This is a genomic window from Sinomonas terricola (genome assembly GCF_034931225.1).
Lineage (GTDB): Bacteria > Actinomycetota > Actinomycetes > Actinomycetales > Micrococcaceae > Sinomonas > Sinomonas terricola.
The window spans coordinates 184,903-201,250 of record NZ_JAYGGQ010000003.1 but is presented as its reverse complement, the minus strand read 5'-3'; the positions used below and the strand labels follow the sequence as shown (position 1 = coordinate 201,250).

17 protein-coding genes are annotated in these 16,348 nt (G+C 69.2%); 7 read left to right on the top strand and 10 right to left on the bottom strand.

Annotated elements, in window-relative coordinates:
* Positions 1-40 precede the first annotated feature (40 nt).
* A complete protein-coding gene (locus SPF06_RS06705; protein ID WP_323278235.1) occupies positions 41-1,240 on the top strand; it encodes an MFS transporter in 1,200 nt (399 codons plus the stop codon).
* A 59-nt stretch (positions 1,241-1,299) separates the two neighbouring features.
* On the opposite strand, the gene SPF06_RS06700 is transcribed toward SPF06_RS06705, so the two are convergent.
* The 3 genes from SPF06_RS06700 to SPF06_RS06690 form a co-directional block, all read right to left on the bottom strand.
* Entirely contained in the window at positions 1,300-2,151 is an 852-nt protein-coding gene (locus tag SPF06_RS06700; protein WP_323278234.1) for a transglutaminase family protein, read from the bottom strand.
* A complete protein-coding gene (locus SPF06_RS06695; RefSeq protein WP_323278233.1) occupies positions 2,148-3,074 on the bottom strand; it encodes an alpha-E domain-containing protein in 927 nt (308 codons plus the stop codon). The genes SPF06_RS06700 and SPF06_RS06695 overlap by 4 nt, the downstream gene beginning before the upstream one ends.
* A gap of 102 nt (positions 3,075-3,176) precedes the next feature.
* The gene (locus SPF06_RS06690; protein WP_323278232.1) at positions 3,177-4,733 is read right to left on the bottom strand and encodes a circularly permuted type 2 ATP-grasp protein; all 1,557 of its coding nucleotides are present in this window, start codon (positions 4,731-4,733) and stop codon (positions 3,177-3,179) included.
* Positions 4,734-4,839: 106 nt separating this feature from the next.
* Here SPF06_RS06690 and pepN point away from each other — a divergent pair, with 106 nt between their 5' ends.
* Positions 4,840-7,479: an aminopeptidase N gene (pepN, locus tag SPF06_RS06685; protein ID WP_323278231.1), complete on the top strand. Its 2,640-nt coding sequence runs from the start codon at positions 4,840-4,842 to the stop codon at positions 7,477-7,479.
* Between the two features lie 15 nt (positions 7,480-7,494).
* Here the strand turns inward: pepN and lplAB are convergent, their stop codons facing one another.
* From lplAB to SPF06_RS06660, 5 genes are all read right to left on the bottom strand, one after another.
* The gene (gene lplAB / locus SPF06_RS06680) at positions 7,495-8,553 is read right to left on the bottom strand and encodes a lipoate-protein ligase LplAB (RefSeq protein ID WP_323278229.1); all 1,059 of its coding nucleotides are present in this window, start codon (positions 8,551-8,553) and stop codon (positions 7,495-7,497) included.
* 100 nt (positions 8,554-8,653) lie between these two features.
* A complete protein-coding gene (locus SPF06_RS06675) occupies positions 8,654-8,911 on the bottom strand; it encodes a type B 50S ribosomal protein L31 (RefSeq protein WP_323278228.1) in 258 nt (85 codons plus the stop codon).
* A gap of 133 nt (positions 8,912-9,044) precedes the next feature.
* Entirely contained in the window at positions 9,045-9,851 is an 807-nt protein-coding gene (locus SPF06_RS06670) for a TrmH family RNA methyltransferase (protein WP_323278299.1), read from the bottom strand.
* A 17-nt stretch (positions 9,852-9,868) separates the two neighbouring features.
* The gene (locus SPF06_RS06665; protein WP_323278226.1) at positions 9,869-10,666 is read right to left on the bottom strand and encodes a sulfite exporter TauE/SafE family protein; all 798 of its coding nucleotides are present in this window, start codon (positions 10,664-10,666) and stop codon (positions 9,869-9,871) included.
* Between the two features lie 2 nt (positions 10,667-10,668).
* The gene (locus SPF06_RS06660; RefSeq protein WP_323278224.1) at positions 10,669-11,472 is read right to left on the bottom strand and encodes an ABC transporter ATP-binding protein; all 804 of its coding nucleotides are present in this window, start codon (positions 11,470-11,472) and stop codon (positions 10,669-10,671) included.
* Positions 11,473-11,538: 66 nt separating this feature from the next.
* Here SPF06_RS06660 and serB point away from each other — a divergent pair, with 66 nt between their 5' ends.
* Complete coding sequence (gene serB / locus SPF06_RS06655; RefSeq protein WP_323278223.1) at positions 11,539-12,417, top strand: phosphoserine phosphatase SerB; 879 nt, start codon at positions 11,539-11,541, stop codon at positions 12,415-12,417.
* Positions 12,418-12,498: 81 nt separating this feature from the next.
* Here the strand turns inward: serB and SPF06_RS06650 are convergent, their stop codons facing one another.
* Complete coding sequence (locus tag SPF06_RS06650) at positions 12,499-13,266, bottom strand: SDR family oxidoreductase (RefSeq protein ID WP_323278222.1); 768 nt, start codon at positions 13,264-13,266, stop codon at positions 12,499-12,501.
* Between the two features lie 33 nt (positions 13,267-13,299).
* On the bottom strand, positions 13,300-14,025 hold the full coding sequence (locus SPF06_RS06645) for a beta-ketoacyl-ACP reductase (RefSeq protein ID WP_323278221.1): 726 nt from the start codon (positions 14,023-14,025) through the stop codon (positions 13,300-13,302).
* Between the two features lie 209 nt (positions 14,026-14,234).
* Here SPF06_RS06645 and SPF06_RS06640 point away from each other — a divergent pair, with 209 nt between their 5' ends.
* From SPF06_RS06640 to SPF06_RS06625, 4 genes are read left to right on the top strand one after another with little or no spacing between them, the layout of a single operon-like run.
* The gene (locus SPF06_RS06640) at positions 14,235-14,705 is read left to right on the top strand and encodes a DUF3099 domain-containing protein (RefSeq protein ID WP_323278220.1); all 471 of its coding nucleotides are present in this window, start codon (positions 14,235-14,237) and stop codon (positions 14,703-14,705) included.
* Positions 14,706-14,716: 11 nt separating this feature from the next.
* Positions 14,717-14,950 carry a hypothetical protein gene (locus SPF06_RS06635; protein WP_323278298.1) on the top strand — a complete coding sequence of 78 codons (234 nt, stop codon included), beginning with the start codon at positions 14,717-14,719 and terminating at the stop codon, positions 14,948-14,950.
* Positions 14,951-15,865: an SURF1 family cytochrome oxidase biogenesis protein gene (locus SPF06_RS06630; RefSeq protein ID WP_323278219.1), complete on the top strand. Its 915-nt coding sequence runs from the start codon at positions 14,951-14,953 to the stop codon at positions 15,863-15,865. It abuts the gene before it with no gap.
* A complete protein-coding gene (locus SPF06_RS06625; RefSeq protein WP_323278217.1) occupies positions 15,862-16,344 on the top strand; it encodes a YbaK/EbsC family protein in 483 nt (160 codons plus the stop codon). Before SPF06_RS06630 ends, SPF06_RS06625 begins: the two co-directional genes overlap by 4 nt.
* Positions 16,345-16,348 lie beyond the last annotated feature (4 nt).

Genomic DNA, 16,348 nt, shown 5'->3' with positions numbered 1-16,348 from the left:
TTCCAGTGGAAAGTTTAAGACCCCTGCCAGGAGTTCCCCCATGACCCAAACCTCGACTGCCCTCGACCGGGCCGCACTCGCGCGATGGCGGAACGCGATCATCGCCGCCTTCGGGCTGGGCGGCATCTCGATCTCGGCGTGGGGACCCCGCCTGCCCGCCGTCACCTCGGAGCTCGGTGTCAACACCGGGACAATCGGCCTGCTCCTCGCGTGCGTCACGGTCGGATCGATCGCCGGGCTCCTCGCCGCGACCCCGCTCCTCCACTGGCTCGGGAGCCGGCGGAGCGTCACGGGCGCACTCCTGGTCGTCGCCGCAGGGATCGCGCTCATGGGAGGCACGCTCGCCACGGGACTCCTGCCCCTCGTGGCTGGGGCCTTCGCGCTCACCGGCTTCGGCATCGGTTCCCTCGACGTGCTCATCAACGTCGAAGGCTCCGCGGTCGAACGCACGGCCGGGCGCACACTCATGCCGCTCATGCACGCGGCCTGGTCGGTGGGCGCCGCCGTCGGCTCCGGCATCGGAGCGGTCTGCGCCGCGGCAGGCGTCGCGCCGTCGGTACAGTTCATCGGCGAGGCTGGCGCGATCGCCATCGTCGCCCTGGCCGCCTCCGCCTCGATCCCGTCGGGCACGCGCGAAGAAGACCACGGCCCGGCCATGAGCCGCGCCGATCACCTCAGGCACTGGCTACGGGCCTGGACCGACTGGAGACTCCTGCTCATCGGCGTCGTCATGCTCGGCGTCGAACTCGGCGAGGGCTCCGCGAACAACTGGCTCACCCTCTCGGCGCAGAACGACCACGGCGATACCGCCGCCGGCGCCGCCCTCTTCTTCACGGTCTTCGCGACGGGAGAGGCACTCGCCCGCATCTTCGGCGGGCCCGTCGTCGACAGGCTGGGCCGGGTGCGGACCATCCGGGTGACGACCGCGCTCGGCATCCTCGGGCTCGCGCTGTTCATTCTCGGCGGTTCCGCCTGGCTCACGCTTCCCGGCGTCGTGCTCTGGGCGGTCGGCGTGTCGATGGGCTTTCCGCTGGGCATGTCGGCCGCGGCGGAGAGCGGGCCGAACCCCGCAGCACGCGTGAGCGTCGTCGCGTCGATCGGCTATCTCGCCAACCTCGCGGGACCCCCGGCGATCGGCCTTCTGGCCGAATCCACCGGACTCCTCGGCGCGTTCTGGCTCATCGTCGCGCTCATGGCCGCGGCCCTCGTCTCAGCAGGCTCCCTCGGCGCCCGGCGGTAGGCGAGGGCCCCGCCGTCGGCCACCCTTCGGCCGGCCGCGGCGGGGCCGCACGGAACCTCTCACGCGAGGCGCGTGATCTCCACGGAGACGTCGAGGTGCGAGCCGCCGCCGCCAGACAGAATGCCCTTGAGCGGGGGAACGTCTCGATAGTCGCGCCCGCGGGCGACGGTGACGTGGAAGTCCCCGGCAGGCGTGTGGTTGGTCGGGTCCCAGCTTCTCCACTGGCCGTCCCACCACTCCAGCCACGCGTGCGACTGGCCGGCGACGACCTCGCCGATATCCGCCGTCGACCGGGGGTGAAGGTACCCGGAGATGTACCGCGCGGGGATGCCAAGGCTCCTCAGCGAGCCGATCGCGAGGTGCGCGAGGTCCTGGCACACCCCCTGGCGCTGGTTCCAGGCCTGTTGGGCGTCGGTAGTGACTCCTGTGGCGCCCGGCATGTAGCTCATCTCGCCCCGCAGCCAGTCAAAGACAGCGTGGGCGGCCGCGTTCGGGTCGAGTCCACCCGCGATGCCCGGCAGGAACCCTAGCACCTCGCTGCCCGGGCCCGAGAGGCGTGACTGCGGCAGCCAGTCGCTGAACTGGTTCTCGACTTCGGGGGTCCGCAGCCGTTCCCACGGGACCACGTCGCCCTCGGACGGCGCGCGCTCGACGCGGTGCACCTCGACCGTCGTGTTCGACGTGACTTCGAGATACTCGTGAGGAATCTGCATGTCGAATGCCGTGACCCGCGTGCCCCAGTAATCCTTGTACGAGCTCACCGCGGCCTGCGACGGCAGCACGCGGACCTGCGATTCGAGCACGACCTGCTGGGGCTCCGTGAGCGGCGTCATGCGCGCCTCGTTGTAGCTCAGCGTGACGCGCTTGTTGTAGCGGTAGGCCGTCCGATGGACGATCCGCAGCCGGGTCATGACACCTCTCCCACCCAGGCCTGCTCATCGGCCCGATTGAAATACTTGCGCGAAATCGCGTCCGATGCCTGCGCGACGGCGCGCTGGACGCGTTCCATGTGCTCGGGAAGCTCGACCATGAGGTCATCCGTGCGGTGGAACTCGAGGAACGTGCGCGCCTGCCCGACGACCCGCCGCGCGTCGTTGATGAAGCCGACGCGCTGATCCGACGGGTCGAGCTTCTCGAGGGCATCGTCCGCGTCGCGCAGCGCGTACACGATCGAGCGCGGGAACAGCCGGTCCATGAGCAGGAATTCGGCGGCGTGCCGGTCATCGAACGTCGCGCGACGAGTGCGGAGGAACGCCTCGTACGCGCCCGCGCAGCGGAGCATGTTGACCCACGACATGCCAGCCGTGTGCACTTCCCGCGTCGAGAGCATGCGCGCCGTCATGTCCGCACGCTCGAGCGAGCGGCCCAGTACCAGAAACAGCCAGCTGTCATCGTGGCTCATCGTCGTGTCGGCGAGCCCGCCGACCATCGCGGTCCGTTCGAGCACCCAGTGGCAGAATCGGTACGTTCCGACAACGTCCTTGCGGTGCTGGCTCAGACCGTAATAGGTCGTGTTGAGGGACTCCCACAGGCTCGACGAGACAGTCTCGCGGGCCCGGCGGGCGTTTTCGCGGGCCGCGCCGAGGGAGCCCGCGATCGACGTCGCATGGGTGCGGTCGTAGGCGAGCGCGTGCAGGAGCTCGGGCAGGCCGAAGTCGTCGCGCCCAGGGTGCGAGCCCATCACTGCAAGGAGCTCTTGCGCGACACTCCGCTGGTCTTCCGGCGGCAGGTGGTTGAGCCGCTCCAGATGGACGTCGAGGATGCGGGCGGTGCCGTCCGCTCGTTCGACATAGCGCCCAATCCAGAACAGGGATTCAGCGATGCGGCTGAGCATGGAACCCTCCTCGGGCTTTCAGAATCGTCGGGGTGGGGCGGACGGAGGCCGCCCGGGCAGGGGCAAGGGAAGCGGGATAGGCATCCCGCCGGGGCGCGGTACTCACTGCTGCTGTTCCGCCTCGCGGTCCCGCCAGCTGCTTTCGACGGGCCACACGCTCGTCCTCTCGCGAATGCTGATCGAATGGCGGGGCTGCGCCTCGACCGGGACGTTCCGGGACTCGGCGAGCACCCACGTATCCTTCGAGCCGCCGCCCTGGCTCGAGTTCACGATGAGGCTGCCTTCCTTGAGCGCAACCCGGGTGAGACCGCCGGGGAGGACCCACACGTCCTCGCCGTCGTTGAGCGCGAACGGGCGCAGATCGACGTGGCGCGGGCCGAACCTGTTTCCGCTCAGCGTCGGGACCGTGCTGAGCTGCAGTACGGGCTGGGCGATCCATCCGCGCGGATCGGCCAAGAGCTGCCGCCGCAGGACGTCGAGCTCGTCCCGCGTGGCATCGGGCCCGATCACGAGCCCCTTGCCGCCCGAGCCGTCGACTGGCTTCACGACGAGCTCATCGAGGCGGTCCAGCACCTCCTCGCGCGCCGCGTCCTCCTCGAGCCGGAACGTGTCGACGTTCGAGATGATCGGCTCCTCGCCGAGGTAGTACCGGATGAGGTCAGGGACGTATGAATAAACGAGCTTGTCGTCGGCTACGCCGTTCCCGAGCGCGTTCGCGATCGTGACGCCCCCTGCGCGGGCCGCGTTGACGAGGCCAGGGCATCCGAGCATCGAATCCGAGCGGAACTGAAGCGGGTCGAGGAAGTCGTCATCGAGTCGCTTGTAGATGACGTCGACGCGCTGCTCGCCGGCCGTCGTCCGCATATACACACGGTTGCCGCGGCAGATGAGGTCGCGGCCCTCGACGAGCTCGACACCCATGAGGCCCGCCAAGAGCGTGTGCTCGAAGTAGGCGGAATTGAACACGCCCGGGGTGAGGACGACGACGGTCGGATCGTCGACGCCGGCGGGGGCCGTCTTGCGGAGCGCGGAGAGCAGGCGCCGCGGGTATTCCTCGACCGGCCTGATGGGCTGCTCGCTGAAGGCCTCCGGCAAGCCCTTGGCCATGGCCCTCCGGTTCTCGAGCACGTAGCTCACCCCGGACGGGACGCGCACGTTGTCCTCGAGCACACGGAACGTCCCCGCGCCGTCGCGCACGATGTCGATGCCCGAGATGTGCACGCGCACGCCCCCGGCCGGCTCGAATCCATGGACTTGGCGGTGGAAATGCTTGCTCGACGTGATGATCCGGCGGGGCACCACGCCGTCGGCTGCGACCGACATCTTGCTGTAGACGTCGTTGAGGAACGCCTCGAGCGCCTTGACCCGCTGGGCGACGCCGCGCTCGAGGACATTCCATTCGGACGCGGAAATGACGCGCGGGACGATGTCGAGGGGAAACGGCCGTTCCTCCCCCGCGTAGTCGAACGTGACGCCCCGATCGAGGAAGGTGCGGGCCATCGAATCGGCGCGAGAACTCACGTCGGCAAGGTCGAGGCTGGCCAGGGCTCCCGCCAGCTGGCGGTATGTGGGCCGAGCGATTTGGTCCGGAGCAAACATCTCGTCGTAGGCCCCAGTGCGGGCCGCGGCGACGGCGTAGTCCTCGAAGAGATCCGACATGGACAAAGCTTTACACCAAACGTCGACTCGCGCATGTCAGTTCGGTTTCTGACGTGTTTCCTACGCGCCGGGCAGTTCTGTCGGTGCCGCGTGGTTGAATGACCGCGTGCCTAGGGACAAGTCGACCGAGAACCTGAGCCGCCACGACGCGGCACGCCGGGCCGAGCTCATCGACGTGGAATCGTGTCACGTCACGCTCGATCTGAGCGGAGCGCCCGACGCCGAGCAGCAGGTGTTCCCGACGGCGAGCATCATCGAATTCCGGGCGCGGCCGGGCGCGGAGACCTTCCTCGATTTCGTGGGCGACGACGTCACGAGCGTCGTCCTGAACGGCACACCGATGGATCCCGCTGAGCTGTACGACGGCGCGCGCCTCCAGATCCGCGGCCTCGCCGAGCACAATCTCCTCGAGATCAGCGGGCACGCGCGGTTCAGCCGCACAGGCGAGGGCCTGCATCGCTTCGTAGACCCGGCGGACGGCCAAACCTACCTCTACACGCAATGCGAGCCGGCGGACGCGCGACGCTACTTCGCACATTTCGATCAGCCCGACCTCAAGGCGCGGTTCTCCTTCACGGTCCTGGCGCCCGACGACTGGCTCGTGAGCGCCAACGGAGGGCTCGCCGCGCAGTCGACGCCACCCGGCGCGGAGGCAGGCCCCGCCGTCATCCGCTGGGACTTCGCCCCGACGCCGCCCATGCCGAGCTACCTCGCCGCAGTCATCGCGGGGCCATACCACGTGGTAGAAGACCTCTGGACGGGCACGGACTATGACGGCACGGCCCACACCATTCCCCTCGCGGCCTTCTGCCGCGCGTCGCTAGCTGAGTTCTTCGACGCCGACCGGATCTTCGGGCTCACGAAGCGCGGCCTCGACTTCTACCATTCGGTCTTCACGCCCGCGTATCCGTGGGGAAAGTACGAGCAGGCGTTCGTGCCCGAGTACAACCTCGGCGCGATGGAGAATCCCGGCCTCGTCACGTTCACGGAGCAGTACGTCTTCGCGTCGCGGGCCGCGGACTCGCAATACGAGTCCAGGGCCAACACGCTCCTGCACGAGATGGCCCACATGTGGTTCGGCGACCTCGTCACGATGCGCTGGTGGGACGATCTGTGGCTGAAAGAGTCCTTCGCAGAGTTCATGGGGACGCTTGCCGTGGACCGGGCAACGGACTGGCACACCTCGTGGGTGAATTTCGCGAACCGCCGCAAGGGCTGGGCCTACCTGCAGGATCAGCTCCCCACGACCCACCCCATCGTGGCCGACGTTCCCGACCTCGAGGCGGCGGAGCAGAACTTCGACGGCATCACGTACGCGAAGGGCGCGTCGGTGCTCAAACAGCTCGTGGCATTCGTCGGGGAGGAGTCCTTCTTCGAGGCCGCGCGCGAGTACTTCGCGCGCCATGCGTTCGGCAACACGACGCTGGCCGACCTGCTCGATGCGCTCAGCAAGGCGTCCGGGCGCCCGATGGACGATTGGGCGGCCGCATGGCTTCAGACGGCTGGTCTGCCGCTGCTCGAACCGGAGGTCGAGTACGACGGCGGCCGGCTCGCGCGAGTCGCGATGCGGCAGACTGCCCTCGACCCTGTCACGGGCCTCTCCGTGCCTCGGCCCCACCGACTGCGGATCGGCCTCTACTCACGCGATCCGGCCGGGAGCATCGTCCGAACGCACAGCATCGAGGCGGAGATCGAGGCCGGTCCCGCCGGCGAGGTCACGGAGCTGCCGCAGCTGGCCGGCCTCCCAACGCCGGATCTCCTCCTCATCAACGACGAAGACCTCACGTACGCCAAGGTGCGTCTCGATCCAGCCTCCGAGCAGACCGTCCGAGGGTCCCTGGGCGACATCGCCGACCCTCTCGCCCGGGCCCTGTGCTGGACCGCGCTCTGGCACGCAGCCCGTGACGGCGAGGTTCCGGCCCGGGACTACGTTCGCGCCGTCGCCGCGTTCGGGCCGGCCGAGACGACGATCGGAGTCCTCCTCACGGTCCTCGACAACGCCCGCACGGCAGTCGAACGCTACGCGGACCCCGAGACGCGCGACGCCCTGCGCAGCGACTACCTCCAGGTCGTCGCCGATCATCTGGGTGCCGCAGAGCCCGGCTCCGACCAGCAGCTCGCGTGGGCTCGGGCGCTCGCGAAGGGCAGCAGGTACGGAGGTGGGCAGCTCGGCACGGTTCGTGCGCTCCTCGACGGTGGCGCAGAGGGTGTCTCTGCCGACGCCGAGCTGCGTTGGTCTCTCCTGCAGGCCCTCGCAGCCCAGGGACGGGTGGCCCATTCCGAGCTGGACGCCGAGCTCACGCGTGACGCGACGGCACGCGGCCGCGTCGGCCACGCGCTCGCGGCTGCAGCTCGGCCGGACGCGGAGACCAAACGCGCTGCGTGGAAGGCCATCCTCGACGACGACTCGCTCTCCAACGAGCTGCTCGGGGCCGCCGTCGAGGGCTTCATGCTCGGCCCGGCAAGCCTCAAGGCCGTCTACACGGAGTCCTATTTCGACGGCCTCGAACGTGTGTGGGCCGGGCGCTCGAATGAGATCGCGAGCCGCATCGTGACCGGGCTCTATCCGGGCGACCGCAGCCTCCTCCCCGGGGAATCCCCCGAGGACGACGACGTGATCCGTCGCACCGACGCCTGGCTGGCCGACCATCGGGACGCTCCAGCCGCGCTGCGCCGGCTCGTGATCGAGCAGCGCGACCACCTGCGCCGATCCCTTGCCGCCCAGGAAAGATCGCGAGAGGGGTAGGCGGCACGAGGGAGGCTACGGCACGCGGTGGAGCCACGTCGTCGTCGCGAATTTCGCGGCGGCGAGCCTGCGCGCGTCCTCGAGCGACGATGGGGGCAGGCTCACCCGCCGAGCCCCATAGCGACGGTCGAACGTCGCCATCATCTCCTCGATGATGGAGCCGCGCGCGAGCCCGGTCTGCCGCTTGAGCGGATCGACGCGCTTCTGGGCACTCGCGATTCCTTTGTCGGAGATCTTCTCCCGGCCGATCCTGAGCACGCTCGTCATCTTGTCGGCGTCGATGTCATAGCTCATCGTCACGTGGTGGAGCATCGCGCCGTTGCCGAATCTCTTCTGGGCCGCTCCTCCGATCTTGCCCGCCTCCGTCGCGATGTCGTTGAGCGGCTTGTAGAACGCCTTCACGCCGACGGCGGCGAGCGCCTCCATGACCCACGCGTCGAGGAACGGGTAGGAGTCGGCGAACGTGAGGCCGTCCACGAGGGACGTCGGGAGATACAGCGAGTACGTGATGCAGTTGCCGGCTTCCATGAACATCGCCCCGCCGCCGCTCACGCGCCGGACCACCGTGATGCCGTGACGCGCGACGCCGTCGGGGTCGACTTCATTGCGGTAGGACTGGAACGTGCCGATCACAACCGACGGCTCGTCCCACTCCCAGAGCCGGAGCGTCGGATTCCTTCGACCGTCGCCGACCTCGCGCGTGAGCACCTCGTCGAGTGCGACCTGCTCGGTGATGTGCAGGGGCGTCGGCGGGATGATCTCCCACTCGTGGTCGGCCCACGTTGTCGCGTGTCCCAGGGCGCGGCGCACGGCGACCGCCACGGCGTCCGCGTCGAAGCCGAACATGACCGTGCCGGGTCCTGCGGCCTCCGCAACGGCGGCGCTGATCGTCGCGTTCGGCGAATCGGTCGAAAGCCCCGTGAGCGCCGTGTTGATGTCGATGAGTGCCTCGTCTGGCTCGAGGAAGAAGTCGCCGTTGATGCTCGCCCAGGTGATGGCGCCGTCGTCGGTCGCGAGGTCCGCAACGACGAGCTTGCCGCCCGGCACCTTGTATTCGCCGTGATGTTCAGCCACGGCTCCAGCCTAGTCCCGCCCCCGCGACCGGCCGGAGCCAGACAGAGAAGAAGGCGCCGCCCCTGAGGGGCGGCGCCTTCTTACGCGGCGAGAGGCCGGATCAGGCCTTCTTGCCGAAGTTCTTGAAGCGAGCGTTGAAGCGCTCGACGCGGCCGGCCGAGTCCATGATGCGCTGCTTGCCCGTGTAGAACGGGTGCGACTCCGAGGAGACTTCGACGTCGATGACGGGGTAGGTGTTGCCGTCCTCCCATTCGATCGTCTTGTCCGAGGTGACGGTCGAACGGGTCAGGAACTTGACGCCGGAGGCGAGGTCGTTGAAGACGACAGCCTCGTACTTCGGGTGAATATCAGACTTCACAATAGGCCCTTTGCTTATGCCCCTGGATTTTGCCAGAGGCAAGGTGTGAACGCCCTCCCGATTGGAGGGCCAGCCAATGATTCTAGCACGACGGCGGGGTCCGCCTCAGGCGGTCGACGCAGCCCCCCGCCACTCACCGCGGGCGGAGCTCCCAGAACGCGACGGCGCTCGCCGCGGCGACATTGAGCGAGTCGACGCCGGGCCGCATCGGGATCTTGACCGCGAGGTCAACGGCGTCGAGCGTCTCGGGCAAGATGCCCGCGCCTTCCGTCCCGAGCACGAGGGCCAGCCTGTCGAGGCCGCGCGCTCCGAGCTCGTCGAGGCCCACGGCATCCTCCGTGAGCTCCATCGCGGCGACGGTGAAGCCGAGGTCCCGGAGCTGGCCGATGCCGTCGGGCCACGCTTCGAGACGGCCCCACGGAACCTGGAAGACAGTGCCCATGCTCACGCGGATGCTGCGGCGGTAGAGCGGATCGCCGCAGCGTGGGGTGACGAGCACAGCGTCGATGCCGAGCGCAGCGGCCGAGCGGAAGATCGCGCCGACGTTCGTGTGGTCGACGATGTCCTCCAGCACGGCAACGCGGCGCGCCCCGGCGAGGAGTTCGCGGACGGACACGGGCGCGGGGCGGTGCATCGCCGCCATGGCGCCGCGGTGCAGATGGAATCCGGTGATCTCCTCGAGCAGCTCCGGGGAGCCGACGAAGGCGGGCACGTCCGGATGCGCGTCGAGGACATCGGCGAGGCCCTCAAGCCACTTCTCGGCGAGGAAGAACGAGCGGGGACGGTGCCCGGCGGCGAGCGCCCGCCTCAACACGCGCGAAGACTCGGCGATGTAGAGCCCCTCTGCCGGCTCCCGCAGCTTGCGGAGGTGGACATCGGTGAGGTGGGTGTAGTCCGCGACGCGGGGATCGTCCGCGCCGCCGATGCGGACGATGTTCATGCGGTTCGGGATGGGGTTCACGCGGTCACGAGCTTCGCGAGCATGTTCGCGAGCGCCACGACGCCGAGGAGCACGATGACGATCCTCAGGACGGTCGGCGAGAGGCGCCGGCCGATGCCCGCGCCGAGGAATCCCCCGAGGAGCGAGCCGACGGCGATGAGGAGCACCGCGAGCCAGTTGATGCGGTCGAACGCGAACAGCAGGTACGCGACCGCGGCAATGAGGTTCACGACGAGGCTCAGGATGACCTTGATCGCGTTCGACTGCTGCAGCGTCCCGTGGAAGAAGATGCCGAGGACCGCCATGAGGAGAACGCCCTGGGCCGCGGTGAAGTAGCCCCCGTAGACGCCGATGAGGAACGTCAGCACGTACAGGACGGCCGGGAGCTTCTGGTGGTCCGCCTGCTCGGGACTCGTGTGGGTCAGGCCTTGGCGCCGCTTGGCCCAGGCCGAGAGCCTCGGCTGGAAGATCACGAGCAGGATGGCCGCGACGATGAGCGCGGGAGCGACGTAGCCGAAGACCTTCTCGGGCAGGCTCAGGAGGAGGAAGGCACCGAGCAGCCCGCCGAAGAAGGAGACGGGCAGCAGCCGGACGAGTGTCCGCCGCGCGCTCGCCGCCTCGCGGCGATAGCCCCAGGCTCCTGAGAACCCGCCTGCGACGAGGCCCATCGCGTTCGAGATGATCGAGTTGACGGGTGGGAAACCGAGGGCGACGAGGATCGGAAAGGTCACGAGGGAGCCCGAGCCGACGATCGTGTTGATCGTGCCGGCCCAGAGGCCGCCGACGAAGACCAGGAGGTCGCGCCAGAACTCCACGATCAGACGGCGGCGGGCGCGGGTGCGCGGCGCACGGCGGTGTAGCGGCCGCCGTTGGCGCGCACCTCGAGAGGCAACCCGAACGTCGCGCCGAGGTTCTCCTCCGTCAGGACTTCTTCGATCTCACCTTGCGCGACCACCCTGCCGTCGCGCAGGAGCAGGGCATGGGTGAAGCCCGGCGGCACCTCTTCGAGGTGATGCGTGACGAGGATGAGGGCGGGAGCGAAGTCGTCCTGCGCGAGTTCGCTGAGCTTGTAGACGAGCTCCTCGCGACCCCCGAGGTCAAGGCCGGCACCCGGCTCGTCGAGCAGAAGCAGCTCGGGGTCGGTCATGAGGGCCCGCGCGATCTGGACGCGCTTGCGCTCGCCCTCGCTGAGGGTCGCGAAGACTCGGCCCAAGAGGGGTCCCATGCCCCATTCGTTGAGCAGGCGGAAGGCGCGCCGCTCGTCGTCCTTCTCGTACAGCTCGCGCCAGCGCCCCGTCACGCCGTACGCGGCCGTGACGACGACGTCCAGGACCTTCTCATGCTCGGGAATCTGATTGGCAAGCGCGGCCGACGCGAGTCCGATCCGCGGCCGCAGCTCGAAGACGTCGACCTTGCCGAGGGTCTCGTCGAGGACGCCGACGGTGCCTCGCGTGGGGTGCATCCTCGCCGCGGCAAGCTGCAGGAGGGTCGTCTTGCCCGCGCCGTTGGGGCCCAAGACCACCCACCGCTCCCCGTCCCGGACCTGCCAGTCGATGCCGTCCAGCAGCGTCTTGGCGCCCCGCACCACGCTGACCCCGGACAACTGGAGAACATTGCTCATGGAGAAGACCCTATTGCAGACTTCCGCCGTCGGCGAACCACGCGGGCGCTCGGTAGAATCGCGCCTATGCCATCCCGCTTCGCCCTCGTTCTCTCTGCCCGTGCGCTGTCGCCCGAGTCGGGCGACGCCGCCGCCGCGCTGCTCGCCCCGTTGGGCGCCGCCGTCGGCCGCTTCGAGCGCGCGGGAGACGAACGTTACGAGGTGCTCACAGCAGATGTCGAGCTCGAGGACACCCGCCTCGCAGACGCGCGCGAGGCTATCGAGGGCCTGCCCGACGCGGAAGCCGCGCTCATCCCTTCCGCAGTGAGGGAGGCGGAACGGAAATTCCTCATCATGGACGTCGACTCGACGCTCATCCAACAGGAAGTCATCGAGCTCCTCGCCGAACACGCCGGGAAGCGCGCCGAGGTCGCTGCCGTGACCGAGGCGGCGATGCGAGGAGAACTGGATTTCGCGCAAAGCCTCCACGCGCGCGTCAAGACGCTCGCGGGGCTTCCCGTCGAAGTGATCGACCGGGTGCGGGACGCCGTGCTCCTCACGCCCGGTGCCGAACGGCTGGTCGACGCGTATCACGCTGCCGGCCACGCCGTTGCGGTGGTTTCGGGCGGATTCAGCCAGATCCTCGCCCCGCTCGCGGAGCGCCTGGGCCTCGACTACTGGCGGGCCAATGAGCTCGAGATCGTGGACGGCAGGCTGACCGGCCGCGTCGTCGGAGAGGTCGTGGACCGCGCCGTCAAGGAGCACAGCCTCCGCGCGTGGGCGGCCGAACGCGGTGTGCCGCTCGAATCGTGCGTTGCCGTGGGCGACGGCGCGAATGACCTGGACATGCTCGGCGCGGCGGGGCTGGGCGTAGCCTTCCACGCCAAGCCCGCAGTCCGCGCTGCCGCGGACGCCTCCGTCGACCTCCCGTACCTCGACGTCGTCCGCCATTTCGCCGGCGTCTGAGGCGAGAGCCGGCCACGCGCCGAATGGACGTGGCCACGCGCCGGGGGTCCGACGCGTGGCCACATGCCTCAGAACGAGTGGTCAGCCCGTGAAGTGCTCCGAGCCGCCCACGTACTCGGTGTGCCCGGTCGGAACGTCGGCCGTGACCATCTTCGCGACCTCGGCGGCGAACTCGTCGACGGAGTAGAGCTTCCCGGCGGCCTCGCGGCGGGACTCGATCGCCCCGGGAGCCGCACGCTCAAGGAGCGTCGCCGTGATGGTGCCCTCGATCATGTCGCCCGAGACGACGACGAACGTGATGCCCTTCTCCTCAAGCCACGGCACGAGCTCGCGCAGGGCGGTCTCCCCCGCGCGCTTGGACCGTGCAACGGGTTCGTACGCGTCCATCGTGGGAATCTGGTCGATGAAGTGTGCCTGGTGGCTCGTGACGAACACGACGCGCGAACCCGGCTTCATGCGCTCGGCGGCGGCCTTGAGCATCGCGACCTGGGCGTCGCGGTTGAGCCGCAGCGCATAGTCCTCGCCGAGCCCCGACTCCATGCCGCCCGAGGCGTTGAGCACGAGGACGTCGAGCGAGCCGAAGTTGTCGATTGCCGCCTGGGCGAGGGCCTCGACGTCGTCGGCATTCGTGAGGTCGCCGCCCACGGCCACCGCGCGGCCGCCGGCCGCCTCGATCTCCGCGACGACCTTGTTCGCGCGCGGCGCCTTCTGCCGGTAGTTGATGACGACGGCGGCGCCCTCCCCCGCGAGGATCTTCGCCGTCGATGCGCCGATGCCGCGGGACGAGCCCGTGACAATCGCGACCTTGCCGGCGAGCGGCGCGTCGACCGCCTGGCCCTGTTCTGTCATGGTGATTCCTTCCGTCGTGGAGTTTGTGTGGGCTCAGTGGCCCATGCCGAGGCCGCCGTCGACCGGGATGACGGCGCCCGAGATGTACCCGGCCTCGTCGCTTGCGATCCAGCGAACAACGTCGGCGACTTCCTCGGGCTCGGCGAACCGGCCCGCGGGGACGCGCGAGAGGTAGTCCTTCTGCGTTTCCTCGGGCAGTTCGGCCGTCATGTCCGTCTTGATGAAGCCCGGGGCGACGACGTTCGCGGTGATCCCGCGGCCGCCGAGCTCACGGGTGAACGAGCGTGCGAGACCGACGAGGCCGGCCTTCGAGGCCGAGTAGTTGATCTGGCCGGGGGCGCCGTAGAGGCCCGAAACCGACGAGATGAGGATGACCCGGCCCTTGCGCAGGCGGATCATGCCCTTCGACGCACGCTTGATCACGCGGAACGCGCCGGTGAGGTTCGTGTCCAGGACGGACGTGAAGTCGTCCTCGCTCATGCGGAGCAGAAGCGTGTCCTTCGTGATGCCCGCGTTGGCCACCAGCACCTCGATGGGGCCGTGGGCGGCCTCGACCTCGGAGAACGCGCGGTCGATCGAGCCCTCGTCCGTGACGTCGGCCTGAACCCCGAGAATGCCTTCCGGAAGGTCGGTCGGGGTGCGGTACGTCACGGCGACCTTGTCGCCATTGGCGGCGAAGGCCTTCGCAATCGCGAGGCCGATGCCGCGGTTTCCGCCCGTGATCAGGACGCTGCGCGGCGTGTGGGCTTCCGTGCTCACAGTGCTCCTTTGGTGAAGAGATTCGGCCGCATCGCAGGCGACGCGAAGGCGCCACCCGACAGCCGTTGTCTGTCGAGCATCCTAGCCGCCCCACGGGCCCGACAGCCCCCGGAGGGGGAAATGCGCCGGCTCCGCGCGTCATGAGCCCGGCGCGGTGCGGATTCGCCCGGCCACGGCGCGAGTGGGACAATGGATCGACTGGGAGTGTGATGAAGAGACTGACGGGCGGGACCGACGAGGGACCGGAGGCCAATCGGACCTCCGAAGATCCCGAGGTCCACAGCATCACCTCGGCTGCCCCGGGCCACAGCGAGGACATGCACAAGCGCATGGTCCGCTATGCGACCGCGATGGGCATCCGCATGGTGTGCATCATCTTGCTCTTCGTCGTCGACGGCTGGTTCAAGCTGCTCGCGGTCATCGGCGCCGTGTTCCTCCCGTGGGTCGCGGTCATCATCGCGAACGCGCAGGATTCGGCGGAGACCCCGAGCGATGCCCTCATCGACGCTCCCCCGGTCGCCGAGCTCGAAGGCGGGCTGGCCGCGGCTCCCGAGGGCGGCATCGTCCTCCAGGGCGAGGTGTTCGACGGCGAGGACGACGGCGAACCGCTCCCTGGGCGGCCTGCGGGCCGCGACGAGGACCACGGGGACGAATCGGGCCAGGAGAAGAAGACCGCGTGAGCCTGCTGGGAATGCTTCCGGGTGAGAGCCCCGCGGAATCGGTGTGCTCGCGCAAGGGATGCCGCAACGCGGCGGCATGGCAGCTCCTCTGGAACAACCCCCGCATCCACACCCCCGAACGCCGCAAAGTGTGGCTCGCGTGCGAAGAGCACCGCGCATGGCTCGAGGACTACCTTCAGACGAGGTCGCTGTGGAAGGAAACGCTTCCGCACGGCCCTTCCGCGCACGAGAACGGAGGCCGCTAGATGTACCGCTTCCTCTTCTCGCGCCAATGGCTCACCTACCTTGGCCTCGCAATCCTCTTCGCGATCGCGTGCGTGCTCCTGAGCCGCTGGCAGATGGGGCGCCTCGCGGAGACCCAGGCCGTGATCGACCTCGTCAACCGGAACTACAACGCGGCACCTGTGCCGTTCGGCCAGGCATCTGACCAGTTCGCGCACCTCTCCGACGGGCGCGAGTGGCAGCAGGTCAGCCTTCGGGGCTCGTACCAGACCGCCGATACGCGCGTGATCCGCAACCGCCCGCTCAACGGGCAGCCGGGCTACGAGGTCGTCGTGCCGTTCCGCCTCGACTCGGGCCAGACCGTCGCCGTCGACCGCGGGTGGCTGCCCATCGGCAACCAAGAGCAGGGCAAACCCGACTCCGTGCCGGCCCCGCCCATGGGCGAGGTCACCGTCGTCGTCCATCTCCGCCCGAGCGAACCCCGACTGGACCGCGGCGCCCCCGCGGGCCAGCTCGCCTCGATCGACCTCCCGACGTACGCGGGCCAGCTTCCCTATCCGATCCTCACCGGGTCCTATGGGCTCATGGCGAGCGAGACTCCGGCGGCCGCCACAACGCCCGTCTCCCTCCCCAAGCCACAGCCCGACGACGGCACCCACCTCTCCTACGCACTCCAATGGCTCGCGTTCGGCGTGCTCATGTTCATCGGCTTCGGCTATGCCGCGCGCCAGCACGCGCGCAACCGGGCGATCGACGCCGCCGCGGAAGCCGCCGAAGCCGCCAACGCCGCGCGGGCGCTCGGCGACGACGAAGCCGAGGCCCGGCAGGCGGCGGACGCCGCGGCGGCCCGCGCCGCGCGCTTCGCCCCGCGGAAGCGCCGGCGGCCCAGCGCCGAAGAGGAAGAGGACGCCATCCTGGACGCCCAGGGGTACCGGTGACGGACAGGGCCGCCGACCGGACCGCCGTCGAGCGCGTCCGCACCGCTCTGCTCGCCGCGGGCCTCCCGGATACCGTCAGGACGTTCGACGACGACGTGCCCACCGCCACAGCGGCGGCCGAGGTGCTCGGATGCGCGCTGGGTGCGATCGCGAACAGCCTCGTCTTCGAACTCGACGGCGCCCCGCTGCTCATCCTCGCGAGCGGGGCCGCGCGCGTCGACACGAAACTCGTGGCCCAGCAGCTCGGGGCCGGGAAGATCAGGCGCGCCTCGCCCGAGTTCGTGTTCAAGCACACGGGCCAGCGGGTGGGCGGCGTCGCCCCGGTCGGGCACCCCGAACGGCTGAGGACGCTCATCGACGTGCACCTCGACGGCTATCCCCTGCTCTGGGCCGGCGCGGGCGATCACCAGTCGATGCTCTCGATCAGCTACGCCGATCTCGCGCGGGTCACGGGCGCCGAGCCACTTGAGGTCCGGTAGGGCG

Bases quoted from the DNA above. Each gene is read 5' to 3' on its own strand.
- SPF06_RS06705 (WP_323278235.1), top strand. From the start codon at position 41: ATGACCCAAACCTCGACTGCCCTCGACCGGGCCGCACTCGCGCGATGG.
- SPF06_RS06700 (WP_323278234.1), bottom strand. From the start codon at position 2,151: ATGACCCGGCTGCGGATCGTCCATCGGACGGCCTACCGCTACAACAAG.
- SPF06_RS06695 (WP_323278233.1), bottom strand. From the start codon at position 3,074: ATGCTCAGCCGCATCGCTGAATCCCTGTTCTGGATTGGGCGCTATGTC.
- SPF06_RS06690 (WP_323278232.1), bottom strand. From the start codon at position 4,733: ATGTCGGATCTCTTCGAGGACTACGCCGTCGCCGCGGCCCGCACTGGG.
- SPF06_RS06670 (WP_323278299.1), bottom strand. From the start codon at position 9,851: ATGAACATCGTCCGCATCGGCGGCGCGGACGATCCCCGCGTCGCGGAC.
- SPF06_RS06660 (WP_323278224.1), bottom strand. From the start codon at position 11,472: ATGAGCAATGTTCTCCAGTTGTCCGGGGTCAGCGTGGTGCGGGGCGCC.
- serB (WP_323278223.1), top strand. From the start codon at position 11,539: ATGCCATCCCGCTTCGCCCTCGTTCTCTCTGCCCGTGCGCTGTCGCCC.
- SPF06_RS06650 (WP_323278222.1), bottom strand. From the start codon at position 13,266: ATGACAGAACAGGGCCAGGCGGTCGACGCGCCGCTCGCCGGCAAGGTC.
- SPF06_RS06640 (WP_323278220.1), top strand. From the start codon at position 14,235: ATGAAGAGACTGACGGGCGGGACCGACGAGGGACCGGAGGCCAATCGG.
- SPF06_RS06635 (WP_323278298.1), top strand. From the start codon at position 14,717: ATGCTTCCGGGTGAGAGCCCCGCGGAATCGGTGTGCTCGCGCAAGGGA.
- SPF06_RS06630 (WP_323278219.1), top strand. From the start codon at position 14,951: ATGTACCGCTTCCTCTTCTCGCGCCAATGGCTCACCTACCTTGGCCTC.